Consider the following 24,983-nt stretch of genomic DNA (forward strand, 5'->3'; position numbering starts at 1 on the left):
AACTTATTATGGCAGTTTCGTGGCTTCAAGCCTCACTTTGTAAGGCAGGCCCAAATCCCAGCGGCTTTGCCAGTGCGCGATGAACTGCCTGGTAACGTCGGGCATATAGCGCAGTACTACCACGTTTTCGCTATTTTGTGTTTCAGCTGAGGGAGCATAGTTAAACGAGCCGGTTTCCACCGTCTTGCCATCGACAATAATCGTCTTGTCGTGCTGAATATGATAATGCCCATCGATGCGCATCTGTATGCCGTGAGTGGCCGCGTAGTTAATTGCAGCCTGGCTGGCTTTGCCCTGATTCCGGCGTTTATCGACTACCACGCGCACCTCCACTCCACGATTGTGCGCCGCTACCAGCGCCTGGGTGATATCGGGTGCCTGGAAAGAATAACCGATCATTTGGATGGACTGATGTGCGTGGCCGATAATATTCAGCACCAACGCCCGCGCCGAGCCTTCTGGCGAAAATCCCACTTGCACGTGTGTGGCCGCATTGGCAGCGGTGGGCAAGGCGACGACAGCGATCAGCGCTAGCCAATTGATCCGGTATTTAAACAATTTTGTGCTCCACGGTGAACGCGGTAGGAATAACAAAGCGGCCAGGTTCGCTGAGTTTAACTTGGTCGCAGGGGACATTTCACGACTAAACGGGTTGATCAATTGACCTCTATCAAAATAGTCAACAATATGTCATCTGGAAGATGCTCAGGCTGAAGCCAGCGTCACCTGACCTCACAAGATTTTAACTTTTTAACGGATTAAGCCTGATGGATAACCTTGCTCAGCTGTTCTCCTCCCTGCAAAAACGCTTACGGCCGGAAGACGTGGCTGAACTGATCCTCACGCAGTTGGGAGATTCCCTGACTCCAGTGGAAACGGCTCAGCTACGGCAGGCAGCGACTGGGTCACTGAAGTCCGGCCTGGTACAGATGACCTCGATGATGCAGGAATTTCGTCAACCGGTCGCTCCAGAGAAACAGGTGGCGAAGGCAGGAGAGTTATTTGCTGGTGCCCCGGTGTTGGACAGCGTTGATTGCAGCGATATTCAACAGGTTCGCCAACTGATTGAGCAACTGTCGGTGGAGATCCAGAAAGCTCCAGGCAGTAATAATTTTATCGTCGACCGTTTCAGCCGTGCGCAGCGGCGACAGGCGGGCATGGATATCTCCAAACGGCGCTATAACAAGCTGTTCCGTTTTCTGCAGCGCTTTGAGAGCAAGCTGGCGACCTACCAACTGGAAACGCAAAAATACCAGGCGACCCGGATGGCCAAATCGGGGCTGGCAATGATGATCCGCTATGAGGATTTTGCTTCCACGCCGGACGTTGCCTGCTTTATTGCCTGGCTTTCCGCCCGCATGAACCGCCGCAGCGTGTTTACCAACCAGGCTCAGGATCGTGCTTTTGACCAGATTGGCGAGATGCTGCTGGCGCGGGTACAACAGGCGCCGACATCGGCGGGCTGGTACGCCATTGCCCATATCATGCCGGAACGTGACATCGTAAAGCACCTCGACGATCGGCAAAAGCTGAGCTTGTTCACTCTCTATCTGGCACAGCTCAACGAGCTGGCCGGATTGCTGCAATTGATCTGGCAACGCAATACCTTCAATCGCCAGACCATGATAGTAAAGCGTGGCGATGACTCCTCTACCTGGAATGCCCTGGCTGGAGCCTGGAACAGCGCCAGGCAAGGTTGGCTTGCGCTGGCTGTCGTATTAGGCATGGAGGAGATGGTCGAACAGATGTGCCTAGGTAAAGTGCTACGCCTTATGGCTGGGGACGTCGCCGCCTGGCACTATCAGACTGGCGGTGGGTTGGAGCCGGATACTCAGGTGTGGGCGCATCTGCCGTTGCCTTGGGAAGTGTTTTCTGGTGCCAGCAGTTGTACCAAAGCCGATGTGCAGCGGGTCTGCGCGCAGTTTGGCGTCGATCCTTATAACAAGGGTTGGATCGGCCCACGCCGCAATCGGCAGGCAGTGCCTTTTGTGCCAACGCCGGAGCTGGTTCATGGCGTGGTGGTGGATAAGCCGGAGATCGCCCTGATACTGCGCAAGGCGGGCTATTTTTCCGGTAAAGGCGGTTAGCCCGCTTGACCGGGCTGACGGCTCGTAGATAATAGCCCAAACTCTGGTATAGCTCAGTGGTAGAGCAGTCGGCTCTCCATCCGACTGGACACAGGTTCGAGCCCTGTTGCCAGAGCCTTTCATTTTGCTTGTTCCGTAACGCGAACATCGTCTCTTCTTCCCATGGCTGCCTGTTTAACCTCTTTGCCAAGACGCTGGATAATATCCTGACGTAGCAGGAATTTTTGTATCTTGCCTGAGGCGTTACGCGGCAGGTTGTCCACCACCACCAGGTGTTCAGGGTATTTGTATTTGGCGACCCGCTTGCGGCCAAAGAACGCGATGACCTCCTCCAGGGTGAGTGAGCCGTAAGCGGCCTTCAGCACCACGTAGGCGCAGGATCTTTCCCCTAATCGTTCATCCGGCATGGCGACAATCGCGGCATCATGGATACGTGGATGTTGCATCAGGATATCCTCCACTTCGCGGCTGCTGATATTTTCCCCGCCACGCACGATAATATCCTTCTTGCGGCCGGTAATTTTAATGTAGCCGTCGGCATCCATGCGGCACAGGTCACCGCTGTAGTACCAGCCATCCTCATCCAGCGATCGGGCAGTCAGCTCGGGCTCATCCAGATATCCCATAAATACGTTGGGGCCACGTGAGGCTTCTTCGCCTTCTTCACCGTTGGGGAGTGGGTTACGCTCTTTATCCACCACTTTGATTTCTATCCCAGGTGCGGCAAAACCGTCGGTGTTGATCACGCGGGAAAGGGGATCGTCCAGGTTGACCACCGCGTGTGGCGAACTTTCCGTCGAGCCGTAGACGCTGAGTAGTTTAATGCCCATTTGCAGGCAATCCTGGGCAATTTTTTTCGGGATGGTGGTGCCGCCGCACAGGAAGAAGCGTAACGATGAGATGTCGTGCGGCTGTTGTTGCAGGGTGCATAACAGGTCATAGACAAAAGGCGTTGCTCCGAGCACGCAAGTACAGCGCTCTTGTTGCAGCAGGGCAAGGCAATCGAGCGGATTAAAGATATCCAGCAGAACGCTGCGTGCGCCAATCAGAAAGGGGGCCGTCACGCCGTGCAAGAAACCGGTCGCATGCCCCAGCGGTGCGGGCATCAGAAAGGTATCCAGCCAGGTGAGATTAAGCCGCGCGCAGTAGGCACGCTCGCTGGCCAGAATATTATTGTGCGTCAGCATCACGCCTTTGGGTTTGCCTTCGGTACCGGAGGTGAACAGCACGGCGGCCAGCTCATCGCCATGCACGCTGACCGGTGTAATCAGTGGTGGAACATCCCGTAGCAACTGGCTAAGTGCGGGGACGGTTGTTGCGGGGGAAAGCTTATCAACGGCCACCACCTCAAGCAGGCCAGGTATTTGATCGCATAGCGGCAAGATGAGCTCAATTGGCCGGGTATTTCTGAACGAGGTTGGCGCGAACAGCACCTTGGCCTGGCATTTGTTCAGCACCCAGACCAGCTCTGCCTCTCGCCAGGAGGGAAGCAGGGGAACGGAAACCGCCCCCGTTTTCAGGCAGGCCAGGTAGATCACGGTAAACTCACACCAGCCGGGAAGCTGAAAGGCGATGCGGTCACCCGGTTGAATACCGCAGGAGATCAGCCATGCTGCCAAGCTACTTGCCGCGCGGTCGAGGGCGGCATAGGTATAGGAAGTTCCTCTATTGTCGATCACGGCAATCTTTTCCGGCATGGCCTGCTGGGTTTGATGCCAGTAATCGGCAAGCGAGGCATCGCCCCAAAAACCCTGTTGCCGGTATTTGGCCCGGCGCTCAAGATTGAGTTTTATCGTGACACTCATTGGTTTATCTCTATTCATTATTTCTGGGGGGGTGAACTGTTCTGGTCCGGTAAACATTGCCCCTCACCCTAACCCTCTCCCACAGGGAGAGGGGACCGATCGAGCGTGTTTGAAATTGTAGTGACTCACCTTTGATGAGTGAGGAGCGGTTTGCTGAGAGGGTCTCTTTACTGCCAAAAGTGCAAGGGCTATCAGCTCCCTCTCCCTACGGGAGAGGGTTGGGGTGAGGGGCTGGCACGCTCTTTCAGACAGACGCTAACAGGATCAGCCGTAGCGAAACTCGACGCCAAACGTCCCCAAAGGATATTCCCACTGCTCAAGAATGGTGTCGCCGCACAGCACGCGGCAGGTTCCGCATTCCAGACAACCGGCAGAATCGAAATGGATATTGCCTGTGCTGTCTTGCTTATACAGCCCGGCAGGGCAAGCCAGCATCAGCTTACGGAACTCCTCCATGTTGGGGTTATCCACCAGAATGATGTGTGGATGGCCTTCATTAACATGGAACTTGTTGATGCCCAGTTTGACGTCTACGTTGACCGGATTTTCGCTGCTCATAGCGCTGTCGCCCCCTTGATGCCGTCTTTCAATAAATTCATCAGCCCAATCTGTTTCACCCTTTTCATTAGAGCCTTGCGCACGGGCTGGGTAGGGCTGCCATCGATAGTGAACATATCCCCCATGATGTCCGCGACCATGCGCGGATACTGCGTAAACAGGCGCGGGTTTTCCATCAGCGCAGGGATTTTGCGGAAGTGGTGCACCTCATGCATCACGCAGTTTTGCTCCAGAGCGTGCTTATACTCTCCTAGGCTACTGGCGGAAAAGTTCTGCCGCTGCTTGGCCGCGATGGCCGTATTGGCAGCCGCCTGTGCCGATGCAATGGCCAGATCCATGCCGCGTATGGTAAAGCCCAGGTTCAGGCAGAATCCTGCCGCATCGCCGACGATCATTACGCCGCCGTCAGCCAGCGTGGGTATCATCGCCTTGCCACCTTCCGGAACCAGGTGAGCACCGTACTCCAGCAGCTTTCCCCCCTGGATCAGCGGGCGAATGGATGGGTGCTGCTTAAAGTCCTCCAGCATCTGGGGCACGCTTTTCCCCGCGTGGCCAATCTCTCCCAGACCGCATACCAGCCCTAGAGAGAGGGAGTCCCGGTTGGTATAGAGAAATCCTCCCCCCATCAGGCCGTTGGACGGGGAACCGGCAAACAGCCAGGCGGCCCCGTCATTGCCAGAGAGGTTAAAGCGATCTTCGATCACCGAGGGGGATAAACCGATAAGCTCTTTGACGCCTACGGCATAGTGATGTGGCGAAGAAGGGGGCAACAGGTTAATCGAGCGGCCGAGCATGGAATTCACGCCGTCAGCCAGGATCACTATGTCAGCCTTCAGGATATCGTCGCCCGCCTGCACGCCGGTGACCTGATTACCTTCCCGTATCAGCGCGTCGACGCGGACGCCCGAGATAAACTGTGCTCCCGCCTGTTCGGCTTTTTCCATCAACCAGGGATCGAACCGGTTGCGCAGCACGGTATAAGACGCCTGGGCGGCAATATCCGGTTTCTCGCTGTGAAAATCGAGCGTGACGGCGCTTTCCTCCGTCATGAATGAGATCTTCTCGCGGGTGACCTTGCGCTCTACTGGCGCCTCCTGTGCGAACCCAGGCATGATGCGTTCCAGGCTATGGGCATACAGGCGGCCTCCGGTCATATTCTTACTGCCAGCGCTGTTGCCACGCTCGATGACCAGCACATCCAACCCGGCCTGCGCCATCACGTAGCTGGCTACGGCACCAGCGACGCCAGCACCGACCACGATGGCATCAAATTTATCGTCCGACATGCTTATGCTCCCTATCTCGCCGCGGGTGTGCGGCGAGATGCGTGCAGTGAATCAAAGGGTTAACGACCTAACTGGTCGATCAGGGCTGGGACCACTTTGTAAATGTCGCCCACCAGGCCGTAGTCGGCATAGTTGAAGATCGGGGCGTTTTTGTCCTTGTTCACCGCGACAATGATCTTGGCGCCGTTGCCGCCGACCATATGCTGGATCTGCCCGGAAATGCCCAACATCAGGTAGAGATCGGATTTCAACTGCACGCCAGATACCCCGATATAGCGCTCGCGTTCCATCCAGTTTTCGCCCTCGGCGATAGGGCGAGAGCAGCCAACTTCTGCTCCTAACAGGGCTGCCAACTCATGGACCATTTTCAGGTCGTCCTGTGCAGCCAGCCCACGTCCGACACCAACCACGCGTTTGGCCTTGCTGAGATCGACGCTGCTCAGCGCTTTGGCACGGCGCTCCTTGCAGAGGATTTCCTGGCGCGGGGTAACATAGCTGAGTTGAGTGACCAGGCAGTCATGAGCCGGGTCGGCGGCGGCAGGCTCCATCACGCCGGGAGCCAGGGTGATGATGGCAGTGGTGGTATTGATTTTTTCCTTACCGAAGGCCAATCCGCCGTACATACGGTGTTCGGCGATGAAATCAGCCCCGTCGACGTGCACGGCGGTCACATCGTTCACTACCGCTGCGTTCAGTAACACACCCAGGCGGGCGGTGAGTGCTTTACCGCGTTTGGTGGCTGCCATCAGCACCAGGGCCGGAGTCTGTTCGCCGTTGACCTCTTTCAAGATGTCCGCCAGGGTTTCAGCATAATTTTCAATGCGCTGCAGTGTGGAGGTTTTCTCCAGCACGTAGATGCCATCGGCACCCAGTGACTTGAGCCTGGCAACCTGTTCGCTGTCCTGCACGATGGCATAAACATGCTCGCCCCACTGGCGTGCGCCTGCCATCAGTTCGCCGTAGCGCTCAACGTTGTCGCTGAACACCCATACGTTTGTCAGTTTACTCATGATGATTTTCTCCAGTCGTGGGTTAGTTCAGCGCTTTTTTCAGATGGTCCGCCAGCTCGGCAATGGCTTCCGGCGAGTCGTTTTCCAGAATGATTCGTTGGCGCTGTTTCTGCGGCGGTACGGTGATCTCGACCAGCTCGGCCAAAGGCGGCGTCTGGCTCCAGGCAATGTCATTGGCTTGCCACTGATTGACCGGCTTTTTGCCGGCGCCGAGGATCGCCTTCATCGTCGGAATGCGGGGAACGTTAATATCTGAGGTCACGCAGATAACCGCTGGAAGTGGTAGTTCAAGCACCTCGACCTCTTCTTCGAGCGTGCGCTCAACCAGTACACGTTCACCGGCAAATTGGATCTGGCTGACGGCATTAACGGTAGGGAGCTGCAAGATTTCCCCAACCAACAGGCCCACCTGCTGGGCATATAAATCCCCGGAACCTTCACCAAACAGCATCAGATCAAAGCCGATTTTGTCTGCGGCGGCAGCCAGCGCGTGTGCGGTATCCATCGGCAGCGCATTTTCCAGTTGCGCATCCTGCACCAGATAAAGCTCATGAGGGCCGCGCGACAGCACGTCCTTACGCACCTTGGAGTTTTGCAGCAGCGAGCCGCCCACGCAGAGTGCGGTAATGTGATCGTTCTCTGTTGCCAGCTGGGTGGCGGCCTCGATCGCATTTAAATCGAACTGGCTGATTTTGGCTTCGGCGTGATCGAAATCGAGCGTACGTTGTGCGGTAACCACAATATCTTGCTCTTCGGGGACCAGCTTAAAGCAGGTTATTATTTTCATGGTATCTCCTGTGGGTCGCTCGCTGGCGGCAGAGAGCGTTCTATCAGCGGAAAGGACAAAAAGCATGACAATATATTGCGAGTGCGCAGGGGGATTTACGACTGGATAATCTGTTTTTGTTGCTAACAATCTTGCAAAAAAACGGCTAATAACGGATGGATTGTTGTGCGGGAAAATGGTTTGCCAATGAGCAAGGTAAGCTGGCGGCGCGATCGTGGTGATTTTATTTTCGTGCCATCTTGCACGTGGGGCAAACTATCTTGTTTTAGTCGTCTGGGCTCATATTGTATATTGTTTTCTGTCGCTCTATTTTAGCCACTGATCATTTTGCCAAAGCCAACGTTTTTGTGTGGAGGTTGCCATGTTTCAGCGCTGTTTCGATAATAAAAAAGAAGCCCTTTTTGCGCAGGGGATGACGCCAAAGCTCTCGCGGTTCGTCATCAGTGACGATCCCAACTGGGAGTCTGGGCATCATGTGCATAATGATGAGAGCGAGCTGATTTACGTTAAGCAGGGGGTGGCCAGGCTGGTCATCGATTCCTCTTACTACGTGGCACACGCTGGTGATATCGTGGTTATTGAGCCTGGTCGGCTCCATGCGGTAGCATCAGACTGCACCTCTCCGGCTACCACCTATACCTGTGCCGTCCATGGCTTCAAGTTTCAGGGCTGGGAAGAGAATCAGATTTTACAGCCTCACTCCTGCCCGGTAGTTTCCGTTGGGCAAGGGGGGGAGGTGATAAAAGCGATCCTTCATGAACTCGGCGTGAGATTGCCCCAGCAGAAAAACGAGTTAACCTCATCGATTTATGATGCTTATGGTTATGCCCTCACCGCACTGTTTTATGAAAACTTTAAAAACGCTTACCGTTCAGAGTTGGGATACATAAAGAAAGATGTGCTGGTGAAGGATGTACTGGTTTATTTGAATAATAACTATCGTGAGAAGATTACGCTCGAACAGCTAGCTAAAAAATTCCGCGCCAGTGTCAGCTATATTTGCCATGAGTTTGCTCGTGAATATCATATATCACCGATTAATTACGTTATTCAACGCCGGATCACCGAGGCCAAGTTTACGCTGACCAATACCGATAATAGCCTCAATGAGATCGCCTGGCGGGTTGGGTACGAAAACGTCGACCATTTTGCCAAATTATTTATGCGTCATGTCGGTTGTTCCCCAAGTGATTATCGTAAGCAGTTCAATAATAACTTGGTGGAACAGGCATGTTTACCGGGTTGAATCTGCTGGTGGCTTATTGATAATGCGCCAGGAGGTTGGCTTATTGGCTACCTCCTGGCGTTTTAGTGCCTTATTTGCTCTGGTAGTCTTTGAGGATCTGGCGGCCAGCAATATAAATCATGATTTCATCGGTGCCACCGCCAATCCTTTCGCAGCGTACGTCACGCCAGAAGCGGGAAACCCGAGCCTCATCCGTATAGCCCAGCCCGCCCATGATCTGGATGGCGTCATCAATTACTTCCATCGCCGTACGGGCGCAGTGGAGCTTACACAGCGCGGCGCTGGTGCGCAGTGACTGTTTCTGATCCGCCTGCCAGGCCACTTTCATCACCATATTGCGCATGTTGTCGACCTTGATCGCCATCAGCGCCAGCTTTTCCTGGATCATCTGGTTATGGCCGATCGGCTTGCCGAAGGCGATACGCTGGTTGGCATAACGGGCGGCATCTTCAAACGCGCACTCGGCGAAACCGGCGCTGCGTGCGGCGTTGATCAGGCGCTCCATTTCAAAGTTGTACATCACATTGAGGAAGCCCATGCCTTCTTCACCCACCCTATCGCTCTCATCCACCTCAACGTTATCGAGGTAAACTTCGCAGGTACTCAGCATATGCCAGCCGATCTTGTGCAGCGGATTGACCTTAATGCCCGGCTTGTTGGATTCCATCCACCACAGGGTGAAGGCCTTTTTCGGATCTTTGGGCTCGGGGTCGCGCGCCAGAACCAGCATATACGGGTATTCTTTGGCACCGGTGATAAAGGTTTTTTGCCCGTTCAGATACACCTTGCCGTTTTTACGGGTGTAGGTAGTGGTCGCGGCGCTATTGTCCGAACCTGCGCCCGGTTCGGTCAGGGCCAGCGCATAGGCCGGATCGCCGGTGGCCAGCGTGCTTTCTGCTGTCTTGCGTAGCTGTTCGGCTGAGCCAAAACGGCGCATGCTGTGAATACACTGGCCGTTGGTGATCAGGAACGCCGGTGCGCCACATTTGGAGACTTCCATCAGCGCCAGCATCTGGGTGACATAGTCCGCCGGAATACCGCCGAATTCTTCTGGCACACCTAACAGGGAAATACCGCTATCGGCGAGCGCGCGCATAAACTCGGTAGGGTAGGTTGAGGTCTGATCGCAGGTGCGGAAATACTCTTCCGAAAAGTTATTGCCGATCAGTTCCCGAATACTGGCAAGCAGCAGTTCCTGCTCTTCAGTTAAAGAAAAGTCCATAGCCTTACTCCTTTTAATATACCGCTTCAGGTAAAGTGAAACCCATGACGCCGTCGATAAACAGTCTTTCGTCCATCAGTTTTAACTGCGGGGAAATAACCGGGGCGAAATCCATTTTTGCCAGAATGTCTTTTTCCAGATCGACGCCGGGGGCAATTTCAACCAGGTGCAGACCATCGGCTTTGAGCGTAAAGACGGCGCGTTCGGTGATGTAGCGCACGTCTAATCCCCGTTCGAGCGCGATTTTGCCGCTAAAGGTGATCTCTGGTAATTGCTTGATGAATTTGTTGACGCGCCCTTCCTGCACAATATTCAGCTTGCCGTCGGTGATGTTGGTTTTTAAACTGCCGGCGGTGAGGGTGCCGCAGAACACAATCTTTTTCGACGTCGCGCTGATATCGATAAAGCCACCGGTGCCCATGATTTTGCCGTTGAATTTATGCACGCCAACGTTGCCCTGTTGATCCACCTCGGCAAAGCTCAGGTAACAGACATCTAGCCCACCGCCATGGTAGAAATCGAACTGGGAGGTCATATCCAGGACGGCACGGGTGTTGACGTTCGCGCCGAAGGCCACGCCCTGCGAGGTAATACCGCCAATGGGGCCGGTCTCGACCGTCAGCACGAAATCATCGGCACATCCCTCTTCGCGGGCGACTAGCCCAATGCCATCGGCAATGCCCACCCCAACGTTGCCCACCGCTCCTTTACGCATCTCAAAGAGTGCACGTCGCGCCACCAGTTTGCGCTGGTTAAGGGGCAGGGCGATTTGGGTGCTGTCATCGAGCACGAAATCGCCGGAAATAAAGCGGTTTACCGGGGCGCCGCCATACAGCTGCGTCTGCTGTGGATCGACCACTACGATATCAACCAGATAGCCAGGGATGCGCACCGATTTAGGGTGCAGCGTCGCCTTCTTGACCATTTTTTGCACCTGCATCATCACGATGCCGCCGTTGTTATGCACCGCCTGGGCAATCACCAGCGCGTCCAGATACATCACCTCATCTTCGAACGAGGCATAGCCTTCGCTGTCGCAGGTGGTGGCGCGAATAAAGGCGACGTTGGGCGCAATAGCCTTGTAGTAGAGGTATTCCTGGTTATCGATCTCGTGTAGCGCGGCGAAATTTTCTGGACTGTTTTGCAATAAGTTCTGGACTGCCTCAGAGTGCGAAAAAAAGTAAATTTCGGACAGTCCGGGATTGAATGCACTAATTAAATTTACTGAGGGGCTTCCTCAATTCTCGTGCAATCCACATCAAATTTTCATTCCAATAAAGCGTCACATTGACGTCACTGCGGCAACGCCGGGCGTTCCGTTTCCCATGAATGGTTCGAGTGGCCTGACTCAAAGGTGCGATACCTAAGCCTGATGTAGCAAAAGATGGAGCGGTTCTAAAGGCATTGAGTAATGCACAAAGGCGTAGGCGGGAGATTGTAGAGTACAAAAGCCTATAAAGGTATGCCGCAACGTAAAGATGCTCTAACACTGGCTCCCCCTTCCACTTTCCATTAGAATGCTATGGTTTCTATCTAGATAGCAGAGGGTACATTGTTGCAACACTTCTTATCGATATTTCGGAAAAAATTATCTCCGAAAAAATGTTGTTTGATTTTTAACAGCGTCAATTTATCCGGAAGGCGCAGGCGCGAATTATTCAAGAAAACAGGCGTGACTGTAGGTAAAGAGTTCACTATCACGCCTCCTTTCTACTTTGAGTTTGGTAACATATCATTGGGAGAAAACGTATATATCAACACTGGATGCGTATTCCTTGATAACGCATCGATTATCATTGGTGATAGTTCATTATTAGGTCCGCAGGTTAAATTGTGTACTCCTACTCACCCTGTCTCAGCTGATGGACGGTTAGGGGAACACAGAACAACTTCACAACCTATATCAATTGGTAAAAATGTGTGGATCGGCGCTGGTGTCGTTGTTTTACCTGGTGTAACTATCGGTGATAATAGTGTAATTGCAGCAAATAGCGTCGTAAAATCAGACATCCCATCCAACGAATTATGGGCAGGAAGTCCGGCAGTGTTCAAACGATGCATTAAATGACGGGCCAGTCAATATTTGGTGCTTCATTTACATCAACTCTACTTAACTCAATACGGTGTTTTTTCCAGGCGATGAGTTGCGTTTTCTCTTCATCTGTAGCCATCTCCAACTCAACAGCATCAGTAAGGGTATTGATGTTCTCTGTCGCAATAGCTAAAAGCATTCTCTTTTTACCTTCAGCATTACTGATAATCTGATTTCTTTCGACCTGTTCATCTTTAACCCATACTTTCCCGTCCCAAACATCATAATCTGATGTGGGCTTCAGTGTCGTTAAAGCATCAGGGATTGGGCCTGGCTTTTCTATAACCATCTCTCTACGCGTGGATTTCTCCCAAACTATCCTCCCTCGATGATCTTCTTTCTGTTGCCACTCATCGTTGTCAAAGCAAACAACACAGCCTTCAGCGGCTTTGGGAGCTTCTATAACTGTGCAATAAGCGGGGAGTCCTGTACCAGCAGGAATATAACAGTCGCTGACACCGAGAAACTCCTTTGTATCAGCCATGAAATTATAAACTTTAATGGTTTGCGCTTCACCTGACATTTCAAACATTATGCTAACCTCACAATATAGTTAAAGACGATATTTTTGACGGTATTTTCCACATTACCCACTGCACTAATGGTCAATCCATGTGTATGGCTTCCAAGAGCTAAAGTATGACTGTGTGCACCTATACCGACCCAATGATCATGAGCGCCAATATAGATGGCATGGGCATGTTCTCCTGCGTATGACGTTGTTGCTGGAGTAGATGATAAAGAAAACTGGCTACCTGACGCACCATTTCCTCCAGGATAATTTGGTTGGTAATATGTGTGCGCATGACTTCCTTGAACATCAGTACCTTTACTACCGTAATCAAACGCCGTTGTTTGTTTTGAACCATAGTCGAAAGCTGACGTTGTCTTTGTTCCCAAATCTGTCGCATTGACTGTACCACCGTGCGTGTGCGACTTAATGCCATCTTGCTCCTGGCTTAATAAATTTCGTCCACTGGCCGGTTTACCTTTAATCATCCATCCGCGCATATCCGGGATTACACCACCAGGATAGGCAAGGGCAAGTTTAGGATATTTGACCTTGTCAAACGTCTGACCTTGCATAAATGCAAACGCATTACCCGCAGGAAGCGTATCGCTTGGCCAAGGGATAGGTGAGCCAACAGGCAGTAATCCATCAGGAGCCGGAGGTGGGTTAGCCTCATCGAAAATCATTATCCACCCTTGCCAAACTCCATTACGCAACGAGTTTCGCCAGTGTTTATCGTTAACCTGTCCCTTATCGGTCAATGCTCTGGCAATCAAAACCCCAGACCGGTTACCAATGGCTGACATTAATGACCAATCCAGCTCATAGGAAACGGCTGTTGAAGGCATGTCAAGTGAAGGCGCATTGACAGCATAGTTGCCGCTTGCCATCCCTTTAATCACTGTTAATGTATCTTCTTTAGAAACCTCTTGCGTCTCGCCACCAATACCAAACTCACCACGTTTGATATAACCTTCCGTAGCCGTGCCGGTGATTTTCTTGATTGCCGCCAGTAATTGGTCTTGTTTGGCGGGGTCAGCTTCAATACCCGCAGACTTCAGCACGTTGATTATTTCCTGCTGAGCGTCACGGACTGCACCCTGTGAGTTATTCATCCATTCAGCGGTGACGATGGTTCCTTCAATCCCCTGCGTCGGATCGCCATCGTGGAACAGTTTATCCGGCGTATTGACCGGTGGCATTAAGCCTTGCATTATTTGTCATCCTCATACGTGAAATAACAATCTGTAAAGGCCGGTTTAAGGTCCTTAAATGTGCTTTCTAAAATAGATTCACCGAACGCTAACAATGGCTCACCCGTTGCCGATGCTCCCGTCCGGAATCGGTATTTCGGGGTAACGGCCTGCAAAACGTTCACCTGCCATACCCAGCGCATCCCTTCGATATAAAGACGTTCACCACACCGGTTAACCCCGACCTGAAAGGCTCGGGGTTCGCTGATAGTGATGGTGTAACCGAGACTGGCGGCCAGGCTGGTAAAGTACGCAATAGACAGCCCCCCTGTGGCGGCCATCTTGACCAACACATTCTGGCGGCGTTCCTGCTGCGTAGCCCCATCACGCGGGACCACGTCATAAACCCGCTCCCAATCAGAGAGCGTCACCGATGAATAAAATGGCGTAATGGATGCCAGAACGCTGGCCGCTGACGCTCGAACCGTGTCCATCAAATTCGCCTCCGCCGTTAACTCAGCAGAGAGATTTTGACCGTTAGGGTCATAACTGAGCGGCGGCAACAAGGCTCGGAATAAATCAACCGTGTTCATTTCAGTGGCTCCACGCGGATATTCCCGGGGCGCAGCCATTCCCATTTTGTCGCGTCAATCATTGCCGGGACATTTCCGGCAGGCGTTATTATTTTCCTGTCGGTTATGCCGCTAATGAGTGAAATTTCGGTTTCGAGCTGGGAAACAATAAGTGTTTGCCCAGGCTCCAATCGGTTCATAAAGTCAGTAATGACCGACTGAACCAAGGGCGTGACCTGCGCTATCGTCAGACCAGTGACGGCAGACTGAACCACAAAATCAACCGCCTTTTTCGTCGGAGCCAGTACCAACGTATCCTTCGCGGTGACCGGGCGAATTTCATCAATATGGGACTGAACGGCGTTTATCAGCGCCTGCGGCGGCAGTTCATTATTTGACGTAATGGCCACGTCCACGGTTCCAAGCCCTCGCCGTAGCGGCGCTACATAGGCAGATGTGACTCCCTCGACCTCTAACGCCCAGCGCTTGTAGTCGTACTTGTTCCCGCCCGCAGGAGGCTTGCGCAGGATGTCCAGGTAACGCGCCAGCAGGCTGGCGTCCGATTCTGTCTCGGTGCCACCCGCCAAAGGATTAACCGTCACCGTAGTGTTAATGCCTTCAGGCGGGCTGACCAGCGTCGCTGTCTTTGCCGTTGTCGTGTTGGTGCTGACGCCGGTTGCCGTGCTTTTTACTGCGACCTGGCCAGTGCCATCATCGCCAATGGTGCAGGTTTCAGTGGTCGACACGCTGACGCCTTCCCCCCGGATTTGTGCGCCTGTTTCGAGCACCTCACCGACCGTGCCGGTGATCGTGACGTTGCCTGACGAATGGGTGGCTTTTTTGCGGTAAATATTACGCTGTCGACAATGCAGCTCCAGATTTTCGGTGTCGGCGGTATCGGGGAAAATCTGACGGACGATCCAGCCCTGGTGAGCATAGAGACCATCCGCTACGCCGGACACTGCATTGGCGCGGACGCCATAATCGCTGTCGGTGCCGGTATCGATGTTTTCATCCGGGAGCGCGTTTTTAATATCACGCAGCTGGCGGGCTGTGCTTTCTGCAACAGTAGGGACAGGGAACGTCATCAGGTGATCCTTACGGGGTGTTTGAACGTATGGGGCGAGCCAGCGCTGTCTTGAACCGTGACGCTCAAGAACAGCCACCCCTTCGGACCCTTTTGCGCGTCGATGGTAATGGATTGCGCACGTCCGTCATTCAACAATGGCTGAAGCGCCTGCTCTGAATACTGAATGGCCAGCAGCCTGACCTGGGGAAGGTCTTTATCCCGCTTCAGTTCATGGAGACGCGACCCCAGCGCGGGGTCTGCCCAGTAACTCCCGAGCGGAGTTTCAAGGCGCAGATAAACCGCGTTCTGAAGTGAGTCAATCCGGCTGTGAGTGTAATCGCCGGTCGTGGGGGAAATATTCTGGTCCATGCTGCCAGTGTGGCAGCATGGACCAGGGAGTAGCGGCTGAGGGGGTTCAGCGTTTAGGGGATGGGGTGACCAGTGGGTTTGCCGCCGTTGCCGTTTGGATGGTCGTGACCCGTCAGTGAAATGGTTCCGGCTTTCACGTCGCCATCTGTCTCATAATTGCCAGCGGTCTGGCGGAGTGTACCCTCAAACGTTGCCGTTGCGCCATCACCACCGCCTTTGATGTCCATACCGCCGTTACCGCTGATTTTCCCCGTTGCGATAACCTGCTGACTGGCAGTGACTTTAGGCGTCGTAAAGTCGGCGCTTTCTTCGGCGTCCACCTCATATGTTTTGCACTTGACGCGGTAGACGTCGCAGGTCGCCTCGATAATCTTCCCGCGCTTGAGGACGATGCGGGTGCCCTCATCGGTATACAGTGCCACCTCGCCGGTCTTGAGCGCCGTCAGTCTGTAGCCGCCGTGCTCAGTCGCCACGATGACGGTGTGGGACGTTTGGCCATTGAGCGGGACAGCTATTCCCATGCACCCGGCGGGCGGGTTGGAGGTGTAGCCGTAGTGCTGAAAATACTCCGCCCCGTCCAGCCGCTCCCCGGCCAGACCACTGAGCTGGATCATCTGGACCTTCGTTGTGCTGTTGGCTGAGCCGGTGACCACACGGAACGCCTGACGGATGTTCTGGAGCGCCTGCGCAATGCGCTGATTCACTTTTTGCCACATCGTAATCCCCTTATACGTCCACAATGGCCACGTCGTTATTGTCTTTCTTGCCACGGCGGTGGCGGCGTTTTTTCTCACGCGGGAACGCGTCGGGGATCCACACGCCATCCTCTTTAAATCTGAGGCGGGTGGTCTGGCCATTGCGCCCTCCACTGAACTGGCGACCCATCAGGAAGAAAATGGCGTCCAGTCCGTGGGGTTCACTGACAATGCGGACCCGCTGACCAGGTTCCCACAGGATGCCCTCCGGGGTTCTGTGGCCCGCTACCTCGGCGCTGATATCCCAGCCTGACAGACGGGCGTCGCTCATCTCTTTTTTTGCTCTGTAGTTCACCTGCTCCCTGTTGTTGGTGTCCCCGAGGGTGATGATCTGCGGACGGTAATACGACACCGTTGGGTCGGTGGCGACGGCCTTCATATTGTGGGTGCCTGTCTGGCTGTCAACGGTATTGTCGCTGACGGCGTTGCGTCTGACGCCACCGTTATCGTCCCAGATATCGATGGGGAGCGGCGCGGTATCACTCTGACTGTCTGCGCTGCGGGCGTGGCTCTGTGCCAGCGCGGTCAGCGTTGAAAAACAGCCATTCATGGAGCGGTTATCTTCCAGGGATAATACGTTATTACCCGCACCGTCATTCTTCAGAACCAGCGTAGCGACCGGGCTTGCCGAGTAGTCAGGGCCACCGACGATTAACGTCCCGTCAGCCGCCATCCAGGGCCAGAGACCGCGACCGGCGGCGGCTTTTTCCAGTGCGTCCCATGCGCGTGTTCCCGGCTCGATCGTCACCTTGTCGTTACGTGGCGCACTGTCGGCCTGTATGCGGATATTACCGATCCCCAGGGGGCGAACTATCTTCTCGATCACGTCGTCCAGGCCAAGCTGGTTGGCACTGAACACCGGCGCGGCGCAGTCGACCAGAATGGCCGCGTCATCGCGCCCGCTCAGTGCCAGCGAATAGTTTTGCCGGGAGACAATGCGGCTGACTGTATCAATCCGACCACTGAGGACGGTCTCACCGCCCACCTGTAGCCTGACGATCGCGCCGCGCACAATGTCCGCCGGAAAGACCTTATCCGGCAGGCCAAGCGATAATTGCCAGGCGTCCGCAGGCTTTAGAAAATCGCTGTCGATGCGATAGCTTGACCAGTCGGCGTGAGATCGGCCAGCAATGACCAGGCTGATCACTTCCCGGTCATCATTTTGCGTAGGCATTGAGAACCATCCCGGCGGTGATGAGGTTCGGATCCCGAACCTGTGGATTGAGGCGAAGCAACTCTGCTGCGCGGTTGTGGTCGGTGTACCAGTCATGCGCCAGAAGGCGCAGACAGCTATCGGTCTGGACGCGTTTACGCGTCAGCGGTGGTCGACGCGACAGGACCAGCAGACCTAAACCTTGTACGGCCAGCCCGATGGTCTCCAGTCGGTCGACCAGCGTCAGCCACATGATCCCGACCGGTGCCGTGGTTTCGGTTATCAGCGCCCGCGCTGGCTCGTAACGTGAACGCAAGAACGTGATGGCAGACTGGATCCGGGTGCGGACGTCGTGGACCAGCCGTTCGATATCGTCAGGTGTGAGTAAGGTTGTCTGTGCTTCATCTGATAATATCGCACAGGCCGCGCTGGCCAACTCCGCCACGGCTGAAATGGAATACGCCGCTTTAACGTCCTGCACGTCAGACAGCGACGAACCCGATGGCAGCGGGACGCTCGGGGTCACGTCGCCATTAATAAAGGACTCCGGCAAGTCGACCAGGCTGTCCATGTCGCTGACAATCTCATTCCAACTGGAGATCACGGTCGATGGCGTTGCCACGTCAGGGGCGCGGGGAGCTATCCCGAGTGTCGTCACGGGAGCGGACAGTGCCAGTGAGGGCACTGCGCTGGCCACGTTCGCCGTGTGAACCTCCAGAACGTTGCCCAGCTCCTGAATAAACGTATCAGGGGCACTGGCCAGCCCGACCCACTGCTCGGCGCTAAAGCGCACGTCGCTTTTAAAGGTCAACAGCGTGTTAATGAGTGCGGACTCAATGGTTTTACCCCGTTTAATGAGACTGTTAACGGTATTTAATGGCGCAGTGATCGCGGCGAAAAAGTCGCCCAACTCGTCGGTGAGCTGGTCTAGTTCGTCGAATAATGCACTGCCGAACATCTCCGGTAATGCCGTGCTGAACAGCCTGAACCCGGTTCTGTTCTCCAGGAAGTTCAGCTCCACCGTGCAGCTGTCAGGAGCCTCTGCATCGTGCTGGATGTCGTAACGGGTGACGATGACTGACGGGACAGAGCCATAGACCGGGTGGATCAGTTCGCCGTCGCCAGGCTCGTCCAGGACCGCCATCAAGCGCTGTAACCGGTATTCGTAAGTATTACCCCACAGAAACGCCGTCAAGCGGAACGTCCTTGGCTTGCGCCCCAGGTCCTTCACGTCTGCACCGTCGACGTGTGGGTATTCATACTGCGCGTGGTCGCGGCTGATTTGTTCGTTTGTGGCCGTGACGTCAAACGTCACGCCCCTGAATGATGCGATTTGCAGATTGTCAGCCCAGCCCATTATTGGGATCCTCCTGTGCCTCTGTTACCGTCCTGCACGTTGTAGGCGTTGACCGCCTCCGCCAGAACGTGGCCATCAACGACCAACTGTGTCGTGACATTAACCGGGGTCGTGGGCGGTGATCCGGCTTGTGCCTGCTGAGGGGGCGTGTTGTTCCTCACCCCGGGTGTCGTACCTTGACCGCTCCCTCCTTGCGTGACGGCAGTGACCTGGTCTGGCGAAACGGACGCATTCCCGGCGCTGCTCTGCTGGTCGGCCAGATAACGCTGGATCCATTGCTCGTTTTCCGTTGAGTAACCTTCTCCGAACTGATACCAGGGCTGGTATTTTTTCCGGGCGGCGTCGATGGTGGACTGCGGGTAGTTGGCGCGGATCTGTTTCCAGCGTTCCTCGCTGCCGTTTAATGCGGTATCTTCCTCATCCGTGGTAAACGTGGCAATAGAGGTCACGGCCATGGCGGGACCGGCTATTTTTGACGCTGCCCCGAGCGCACCCGAAACGCCTATGCCCAGTGTTTCCGCGACGCCAGCGGTGTCTTTCAGACTGTCGACGGTGTCTGATAACCCGCCATCACCTTTCCCCCCTCCGCTAATAAACTTGAGTCCTGCAAAGGCCACTGCCGCAGCGGTCATCGACTGGATAGCGGTCGCCGCCCCGGCGGCGGCAGTCGCCAACCCCGGGAATTCTTGCGCCAGGTCTGTCAATTTTCCCGACGCTGCCCCCGCCGCATCGGCCAGACTTTTTACGCTGTCCATCTGCGCAAAATCGGCCGTGTTCTTTGCCTGCTCAACCTTGTAATCGTTGGTGCTTGTAATAAAAGCAAAATCTTCATCCCCGGCCCGTTTGCCGACAGGCAAGGTGCGCTGCTGGTTAATCTCAGCCTCGACCTGTTTTCGGTATTCCGGATTGTTACGGTAAGCCAGCAAGGCCATCAGCGCCTGGCGATCTGCCATGATTTTACCAACGCCGCTCCCTTCCAGAAGACTGGCCATCGACTCCATCACGGCTCTGCGTTCGCCATCGTCTTTCGTGCTGGCCATCTTCGCTTGGAGTTGCTGATAGCGTTTATCGCTGCCCACAACCTTATCCACTACCCGGGAGAATGCTTCGATAGGGTCAATCCCTTTTTCACGGGCGTTCGCCAGTGTGCCAGGCAAGTCGATGCCGTGGCCGTTGATCTTGATACGGGCAGCGGAGTCTGCCGCCTCACGGCTGGTGAGTTTGGCCAGCAGGTTGACGACATTATTCCCGGCTTCGTCGCTGCTGCCTGCCGTGACCCCGGCGACTTCGTTCAGGGTCAACAGCTTGGCGAAGTCGTCCATGCCCTTCATCCCCGCAGCCCCCGCAGTGGCCATCTGTGGTGCCAGCCAGCGAGCCATGTCTTTGAGTTCAAAGTTACCGGCTTTACCTGCGGCGATGGACATATTCAACATGGTGGAAATGTCTTCATCCTTCAGGCCGAAAGACTGCTTTCCCTTGATGGCCAGCGTGGCAAGGTCGAGCGCAGACGCACCGGAGGCGGTGGCGCTTTTCATAATTTCCGGCAGTAGCGTGTTCGCAGAGTCATAAGACACCACGCCGCTGGCCAGCATCTGGTTCATCGCTTCCGAGGCGTCTTCTTTGGTGCCACCACCGTAACCGACAGCCTGGCGAATGCTGGTTTTCAGCTTGTCACGTCCCGCCAACCGCCCGGCCTGGCCGCCGTCGCTGAATGCAGTATTCGCCATCATGGAGAGCTGGCGTTCATAAACCATTTGACGGTTTACGGGGGCGGCTGTCATGGCGACACCAGCGGCCAGCCCTCCCGCAATGCTCATGGTATTACCGCCAATGCGTTTGGCTTCAGCCACCCGGCTGAATCCGCGCATTTCCTGGCGCAGTTCCCGGATGCGGCCTTTCATCGACCTGAAGGCTTTATCCTGCTCCTGGGCGGATACAACGCCGCTACGCGTCAGTCGGTTGTAACTGGCGATGGTCTGGGCTATTTCTCGCTGGATGGTACGCTCGGCACGAACGCCAAGATTTTCACGGGCTGCCGCAGCGCGTCGGGACTCATCCGCCGCTGTTCTGGCCCCTCGAGCACCTTGCTCGCTGCTTTTCTTCGCCGCGTCGCCAGCGCTTCCGACCGCCTTTTCCGCATCGCTAGCGGCTTTGGTGGTGAGTTTCAGGCCCTTGGCCAGTACCGCAGAGGCGTCATCCTTTGCCGTCAGGGTCATGCCAACTTTGAAGTTACCGGCCATTGCGCGTTTTCCCTTTTTTACGTTTCGTTCTGCGGGACTTAAAGGACTTGTGAGTGACGGCAGGATCCTTTTTACCGGGCTTGTTGCCGTTCAGTTTGCTGAGGGCCGCCAGTCTGCCGTCCAGTTCCGGACGGCTCATCTGCATTATGTGTTCTTCGGTGATGCCGTATCGCCCGAGGGCAAGGGCGGCGAGTCTGATCCCGGCGAGCCGGGATTCCCGCCGTTCCGCTTTACCTTCAGTCGCTTAATCGCTGCACTCAGTACGTCATAGTCGTCTTCGGTCAGATTGTCGTTTAACAGCTCCGCCGTCAGCGCCTCAGCAGGAATATCGCCAAGGCGAATAAGCGCCAACGCAAAAACCGCCGTTCTGTAGAACGAATCAGCCGCGTAGCCTTCAATGGTGCCGTATTTTTCCTCCGTGTCTTCGAGGGCCTGGCCGGTCATCTTCATCACCGGCAAGCGGATCTCAAATTCACAATGGACGGTGTCACCGAACGGGATCCCATCCAGCAGGGTCCCGGTCTCTGTCTTGACCTGTGTCATGCGTCAACCTTCCTCAAAGCAGCCAGTTTGATATCGACTTTAGCTTCATTGTCGACCGTATATTTCTCACCCACATCCAGGGTGAAGCAATCCAGGTATGACGTCCGTTTACCACTGTTATTCAGGGGGTAAATGGAGATCTTCACGCCTTCCAGACCCTCCCAGTCCGGCTCGTCGGTATCAGGAATAACCGCCGATACAGACAGCTCATAGGTCGCGATACCCCGGGAGAAGCCTTTTGCCTTGCCGGTTTTGTTCATCGTTTTAACGAGCTTGCGGCCCGTTGCGATTTGTACATCCAGGTCGGTGATTTCGATTTCCTGGCTGTCAATCTCCAGCACAATCGAACCGACGTATTCTTCAAGCGCCATGCGGTAACCCTCCTTACAAAATCATATCGATACGGCCTGCGAAAACATGCAGGCCATTGACGACGTCAACCGGGATGACCGAATCACAGCGGTTTGGATCAAACTCACTTGGCTTGACGATAAGCTTGTCCTTGTTGGCGGCCACGTTCTCCAGAATTTCCGCGTCATCCAGCTTGGTCAGCACGTCGTAAAGCTCGCTTTTAACTTTTGGCGGTGTGCGTATATTGAGTTTTTCACGCGGAAAGCGCAGGCTCATACGTTCACGGCAGGCTTTCCGGGTGTAATCCAACGTACGGATAGAGGTAATATCCAGCAGGGCCGGATCCTCGACGCCTTGCTGATTGACGATGTACGAACTGACCGCACGGACAATCTGCACCGTATTACCCGGGCCGACCTCAATCGGGGTAAGACCGTTATACAAGGCGCTTTCCTGTTCATTGCGGCCTTCTCGCTGCGTCATGGAAACAATATCCATCCCTTTCAGCGGGAGGGTATTGAGTGGGCGGGCGGGGTCTTCTTCGCTGGCCATCACTGCGCCATACGTTGCCGCAAGGATGGCGGGCAACTTTTGCGACCCGCGATACCAGGGAATGGACACTCGCCCGTTGTTCACCTGGGCGGCGAGCGTCGTCCCCGTACCGAGACTGCCGACCCAGCCCGCACAACCGACCGCGCCACGTTGCTCCATTGCGCTACCGGTGCTGGTCAGGTGTTCACTCAGCGCCGCCAGTGCGTCATCGGTGCTGAACGGGCAGATCAGGATGTTATGGCCCGCCGCAAAGACGGCATCCAGCGCGGGCTGAATATCGGGGTCCATTTCACCGCCCGCCATGGGAGTGAGGGTGAGCGTCAGGCCGCTGGCGGTGGTGCTGGCCTGTAGCGTGATACCGTTACCCCATTCGCCAAAAGTGCGGGCGGAGAGCGTAAGCTGGCTGTCCTGTGAGTCATACGCACCGGAGACCAGGAGCGTCGGATCCTGCGCCATCGCTGCCACCAGGGCTGGAATGATAGTGTCGGGCTTGTCGCCGCTGCCCACGTTCACCGCAACCTGTTTCCCGGCAATCCACACCGTGATCGTCCCGCTCTTTGTGGCGGTGCCTGCAATCTTCAAGCCACCGCTCGCGGCCACCCCGGCGTTTCCATTTTCAATACCGATAACATCCAGTTGAAGGTAGCGGTTGGCGGTAATGGCCGCGCTGGCCATGTTGGCTGCCAGCGAACCCGCGCCGAAATAAGTCGCGGCCTCGTCGTCAGAGAACACAGAGACTGGGGTCAGCGGCTCGGCAGTGCCGGAGGGTAACATCGGCCCGATCACCAGAACCCGCTGAGGGTTCCCCGGAAGCGTGTTAACCGCCAGACGGGTGTTAAACTCAATGTATACTCCCGGTTTGCGGATGCTGTTCGGGATGGTGTCAAACTGGATCTCACTCATTTTCTGACGCCTTCTTGGTTGCTTTATCCTGCGCGGTGTCGGCTTTGCTGGCCGGAGCCTGTCTGCCGGACGTCGCTGGCGGTGTAACCTCATTAACCCGCAGCAAATCGCCCTCTTTGAGGGCGCGGCGGTAATAGGCCGAGCTTTCAACCTCGACCGGCTCCCCGGTGATGTAGTTTTTTACGTCGCGCTCCTTCGGGAATTTATCCACCCCCGGGGCTGCTTTAACCTTGATTGTTGCCATTGTTCTCTTTCCTCAGTTCGAGCAGGTCTTCGGGGTCATCTGCCGCTACCGTTCCTGATGAGTGATAGCGCATCCCGATATGCAGTAAATCAGGGTCTGGGTCAGACAGTTGACTCCTGTAGGTATTAAACGCGGCATCCGGTGCGTCCGCGTCTGTCGATCGCTCAGGCCATTGGCCATTCTCCAGCGCCAGTTCAATCCACGTCGTATCAAATTCACAGGCAAAGACCGATGCCGCCTTGTCTTCCGTTTTCGAGTTAAACAAGGTGCGGACCCGACCAGGCTCGAAATAGTCGATTTTCATCCCCAAATCCTGCCCGGTGATGAGTCGGCGCACCGACTCCACCAGGAGGTTGGTCCCCACCTCATTGAGATTGACGCCGCCGTGCCGGGTACTCTGTTCGTCACGGGTGTTGTAGTCGCCGACCACGACCACAAAACGGCCCGTCACTCTCCGCTTCTGGCGAGATGTGCTGCAACGCTCGGTCTTTTGGATCCCGCCGAACGTGACCCAGACACCAGGGAGGCGACGGAGGATTTTCCCCATGTCGTCGTCCAGTTCGCCTGCGTAGGTCGTGACATCGAGGATCATCTGCCCAAGACCACGACGCAGACGGTCGACCAGGGCCAGTTCAATATCGGTGATCAAAACGCCCCCCCGTCAGTAGACTCACGACCGAACTGGCGAACACCCGAATAAATCCGCATCTGAGACGATGACGGGATCACGCCACCGGACGTGTCGCGCCCGAGGTTTATCTTGCCGCTGGCCACTTTCTCCAGAAACTTGATCGCGTCGTCATAACGCAGGCGCATTTCCTCGGACAAAATCCGGTGATCCGTGGCCAGTTGGTAGCGGGTAATGTCGCAGCAGTAGCCGATCAGGATCCCCGGGCTGTCCGGCCACGGTGTTTTGTAACGCCCCACCAGGTAGCCATCGATGACGTTACTGGCACGCTCCAGCGCAAAGGTCAGCTTGTCGTTGTCGACCGTGCCGGTGCGCTTTTCGTCGGTCAGTGAAACGGTCTCCCGTTCGCTGAAGGTTTTAACGAACTGCTCTGGTGTGGCGTAGGGCATG

The 24,983-nt window shown here is 55.1% G+C and carries 25 protein-coding genes, 1 tRNA gene and 2 pseudogenes; 4 read left to right on the forward strand and 24 right to left on the reverse strand.

Annotated elements, in window-relative coordinates; translation table 11 throughout:
* Window positions 1-6 precede the first annotated feature (6 nt).
* Entirely contained in the window at window positions 7-558 is a 552-nt protein-coding gene (locus KGP17_RS05420) for a phospholipase D family protein (protein WP_021805570.1), read from the reverse strand.
* Between the two features lie 209 nt (window positions 559-767).
* Between KGP17_RS05420 and KGP17_RS05425 the strand changes: the two genes are divergently transcribed.
* Window positions 768-2,087: a hypothetical protein gene (locus KGP17_RS05425; RefSeq protein WP_021805569.1), complete on the forward strand. Its 1,320-nt coding sequence runs from the start codon at window positions 768-770 to the stop codon at window positions 2,085-2,087.
* 42 nt (window positions 2,088-2,129) lie between these two features.
* Window positions 2,130-2,202, forward strand: a tRNA-Glu gene (locus KGP17_RS05430).
* Window positions 2,203-2,206: 4 nt separating this feature from the next.
* On the opposite strand, the gene fadK is transcribed toward KGP17_RS05430, so the two are convergent.
* The 5 genes from fadK to KGP17_RS05455 all read right to left on the reverse strand — a co-directional run bounded on the left by fadK (window position 2,207) and on the right by KGP17_RS05455 (window position 7,533).
* On the reverse strand, window positions 2,207-3,892 hold the full coding sequence (gene fadK, locus KGP17_RS05435; protein ID WP_094983033.1) for a medium-chain fatty-acid--CoA ligase: 1,686 nt from the start codon (window positions 3,890-3,892) through the stop codon (window positions 2,207-2,209).
* Window positions 3,893-4,156: 264 nt separating this feature from the next.
* Window positions 4,157-4,450 (reverse strand): ferredoxin family protein, encoded by a 294-nt coding sequence (locus tag KGP17_RS05440; RefSeq protein WP_071681226.1) that lies wholly within the window; start codon window positions 4,448-4,450, stop codon window positions 4,157-4,159.
* The gene (locus tag KGP17_RS05445) at window positions 4,447-5,736 is read right to left on the reverse strand and encodes an FAD-dependent oxidoreductase (protein ID WP_059199954.1); all 1,290 of its coding nucleotides are present in this window, start codon (window positions 5,734-5,736) and stop codon (window positions 4,447-4,449) included. The genes KGP17_RS05440 and KGP17_RS05445 overlap by 4 nt, the downstream gene beginning before the upstream one ends.
* Before the next feature lie 59 nt (window positions 5,737-5,795).
* Window positions 5,796-6,746 carry an electron transfer flavoprotein subunit alpha gene (locus tag KGP17_RS05450; RefSeq protein WP_223498977.1) on the reverse strand — a complete coding sequence of 317 codons (951 nt, stop codon included), beginning with the start codon at window positions 6,744-6,746 and terminating at the stop codon, window positions 5,796-5,798.
* A gap of 22 nt (window positions 6,747-6,768) precedes the next feature.
* Window positions 6,769-7,533 (reverse strand): electron transfer flavoprotein, encoded by a 765-nt coding sequence (locus tag KGP17_RS05455; RefSeq protein WP_094983035.1) that lies wholly within the window; start codon window positions 7,531-7,533, stop codon window positions 6,769-6,771.
* Between the two features lie 361 nt (window positions 7,534-7,894).
* Between KGP17_RS05455 and KGP17_RS05460 the strand changes: the two genes are divergently transcribed.
* Window positions 7,895-8,779, forward strand: coding sequence for an AraC family transcriptional regulator (locus KGP17_RS05460; protein WP_094983036.1), 885 nt, complete (start codon window positions 7,895-7,897; stop codon window positions 8,777-8,779).
* A 70-nt stretch (window positions 8,780-8,849) separates the two neighbouring features.
* Here KGP17_RS05460 and KGP17_RS05465 read toward each other — a convergent pair whose 3' ends face one another.
* Window positions 8,850-10,001 (reverse strand): acyl-CoA dehydrogenase, encoded by a 1,152-nt coding sequence (locus KGP17_RS05465; RefSeq protein WP_021805562.1) that lies wholly within the window; start codon window positions 9,999-10,001, stop codon window positions 8,850-8,852.
* A gap of 13 nt (window positions 10,002-10,014) precedes the next feature.
* Window positions 10,015-11,118, reverse strand: a pseudogene (locus KGP17_RS05470) (CoA-transferase); the annotation flags it as partial.
* 555 nt (window positions 11,119-11,673) lie between these two features.
* Between KGP17_RS05470 and KGP17_RS05475 the strand changes: the two are divergent.
* Window positions 11,674-12,069, forward strand: a complete 396-nt coding sequence (locus KGP17_RS05475; protein ID WP_223498978.1) for a DapH/DapD/GlmU-related protein — start codon at window positions 11,674-11,676, stop codon at window positions 12,067-12,069.
* On the opposite strand, the gene KGP17_RS05480 is transcribed toward KGP17_RS05475, so the two are convergent.
* From KGP17_RS05480 to KGP17_RS05555, 16 genes and pseudogenes are all read right to left on the reverse strand, one after another.
* Complete coding sequence (locus KGP17_RS05480) at window positions 12,062-12,625, reverse strand: tail fiber assembly protein (RefSeq protein WP_223498979.1); 564 nt, start codon at window positions 12,623-12,625, stop codon at window positions 12,062-12,064. The genes KGP17_RS05475 and KGP17_RS05480 overlap by 8 nt on opposite strands.
* Window positions 12,625-13,311: pseudogene (locus KGP17_RS05485) on the reverse strand (phage tail protein); the annotation flags it as partial. The gene KGP17_RS05480 and the pseudogene KGP17_RS05485, both read right to left, overlap by 1 nt.
* Before the next feature lie 506 nt (window positions 13,312-13,817).
* Window positions 13,818-14,390, reverse strand: a complete 573-nt coding sequence (locus tag KGP17_RS05490) for a YmfQ family protein (protein WP_223498980.1) — start codon at window positions 14,388-14,390, stop codon at window positions 13,818-13,820.
* On the reverse strand, window positions 14,387-15,457 hold the full coding sequence (locus tag KGP17_RS05495; protein ID WP_223498981.1) for a baseplate J/gp47 family protein: 1,071 nt from the start codon (window positions 15,455-15,457) through the stop codon (window positions 14,387-14,389). Before KGP17_RS05495 ends, KGP17_RS05490 begins: the two co-directional genes overlap by 4 nt.
* Window positions 15,457-15,807 (reverse strand): phage GP46 family protein, encoded by a 351-nt coding sequence (locus KGP17_RS05500; RefSeq protein ID WP_223498982.1) that lies wholly within the window; start codon window positions 15,805-15,807, stop codon window positions 15,457-15,459. The genes KGP17_RS05495 and KGP17_RS05500 overlap by 1 nt, the downstream gene beginning before the upstream one ends.
* A 53-nt stretch (window positions 15,808-15,860) precedes the next feature.
* Window positions 15,861-16,523, reverse strand: a complete 663-nt coding sequence (locus KGP17_RS05505; RefSeq protein ID WP_223498983.1) for a phage baseplate assembly protein V — start codon at window positions 16,521-16,523, stop codon at window positions 15,861-15,863.
* 10 nt (window positions 16,524-16,533) lie between these two features.
* Window positions 16,534-17,736: a phage baseplate assembly protein gene (locus tag KGP17_RS05510; protein WP_223498984.1), complete on the reverse strand. Its 1,203-nt coding sequence runs from the start codon at window positions 17,734-17,736 to the stop codon at window positions 16,534-16,536.
* The gene (locus KGP17_RS05515) at window positions 17,720-19,072 is read right to left on the reverse strand and encodes a DNA circularization protein (RefSeq protein WP_223498985.1); all 1,353 of its coding nucleotides are present in this window, start codon (window positions 19,070-19,072) and stop codon (window positions 17,720-17,722) included. The genes KGP17_RS05510 and KGP17_RS05515 overlap by 17 nt, the downstream gene beginning before the upstream one ends.
* Window positions 19,072-21,312, reverse strand: a complete 2,241-nt coding sequence (locus KGP17_RS05520; RefSeq protein WP_223498986.1) for a phage tail tape measure protein — start codon at window positions 21,310-21,312, stop codon at window positions 19,072-19,074. The genes KGP17_RS05515 and KGP17_RS05520 overlap by 1 nt, the downstream gene beginning before the upstream one ends.
* A complete protein-coding gene (locus tag KGP17_RS05525) occupies window positions 21,302-21,457 on the reverse strand; it encodes a hypothetical protein (protein ID WP_223498987.1) in 156 nt (51 codons plus the stop codon). The genes KGP17_RS05520 and KGP17_RS05525 overlap by 11 nt, the downstream gene beginning before the upstream one ends.
* The gene (locus KGP17_RS05530; RefSeq protein WP_223498988.1) at window positions 21,457-21,855 is read right to left on the reverse strand and encodes a hypothetical protein; all 399 of its coding nucleotides are present in this window, start codon (window positions 21,853-21,855) and stop codon (window positions 21,457-21,459) included. Before KGP17_RS05530 ends, KGP17_RS05525 begins: the two co-directional genes overlap by 1 nt.
* A complete protein-coding gene (locus KGP17_RS05535; protein WP_223498989.1) occupies window positions 21,852-22,226 on the reverse strand; it encodes a phage tail protein in 375 nt (124 codons plus the stop codon). The genes KGP17_RS05530 and KGP17_RS05535 overlap by 4 nt, the downstream gene beginning before the upstream one ends.
* Window positions 22,227-22,239: 13 nt before the next feature.
* Window positions 22,240-23,661: a phage tail sheath C-terminal domain-containing protein gene (locus tag KGP17_RS05540; protein WP_223498990.1), complete on the reverse strand. Its 1,422-nt coding sequence runs from the start codon at window positions 23,659-23,661 to the stop codon at window positions 22,240-22,242.
* Window positions 23,654-23,905: a DUF2635 domain-containing protein gene (locus tag KGP17_RS05545; protein WP_223498991.1), complete on the reverse strand. Its 252-nt coding sequence runs from the start codon at window positions 23,903-23,905 to the stop codon at window positions 23,654-23,656. The genes KGP17_RS05540 and KGP17_RS05545 overlap by 8 nt, the downstream gene beginning before the upstream one ends.
* The gene (locus KGP17_RS05550; RefSeq protein ID WP_223498992.1) at window positions 23,886-24,554 is read right to left on the reverse strand and encodes a DUF1834 family protein; all 669 of its coding nucleotides are present in this window, start codon (window positions 24,552-24,554) and stop codon (window positions 23,886-23,888) included. The genes KGP17_RS05545 and KGP17_RS05550 overlap by 20 nt, the downstream gene beginning before the upstream one ends.
* Window positions 24,551-24,982, reverse strand: coding sequence for a gp436 family protein (locus KGP17_RS05555; protein WP_223498993.1), 432 nt, complete (start codon window positions 24,980-24,982; stop codon window positions 24,551-24,553). The genes KGP17_RS05550 and KGP17_RS05555 overlap by 4 nt, the downstream gene beginning before the upstream one ends.
* Window position 24,983 lies beyond the last annotated feature (1 nt).

This window comes from Serratia sp. JSRIV001 (assembly GCF_019968745.1).
Lineage (GTDB): Bacteria > Pseudomonadota > Gammaproteobacteria > Enterobacterales > Enterobacteriaceae > Chania > Chania fonticola_B.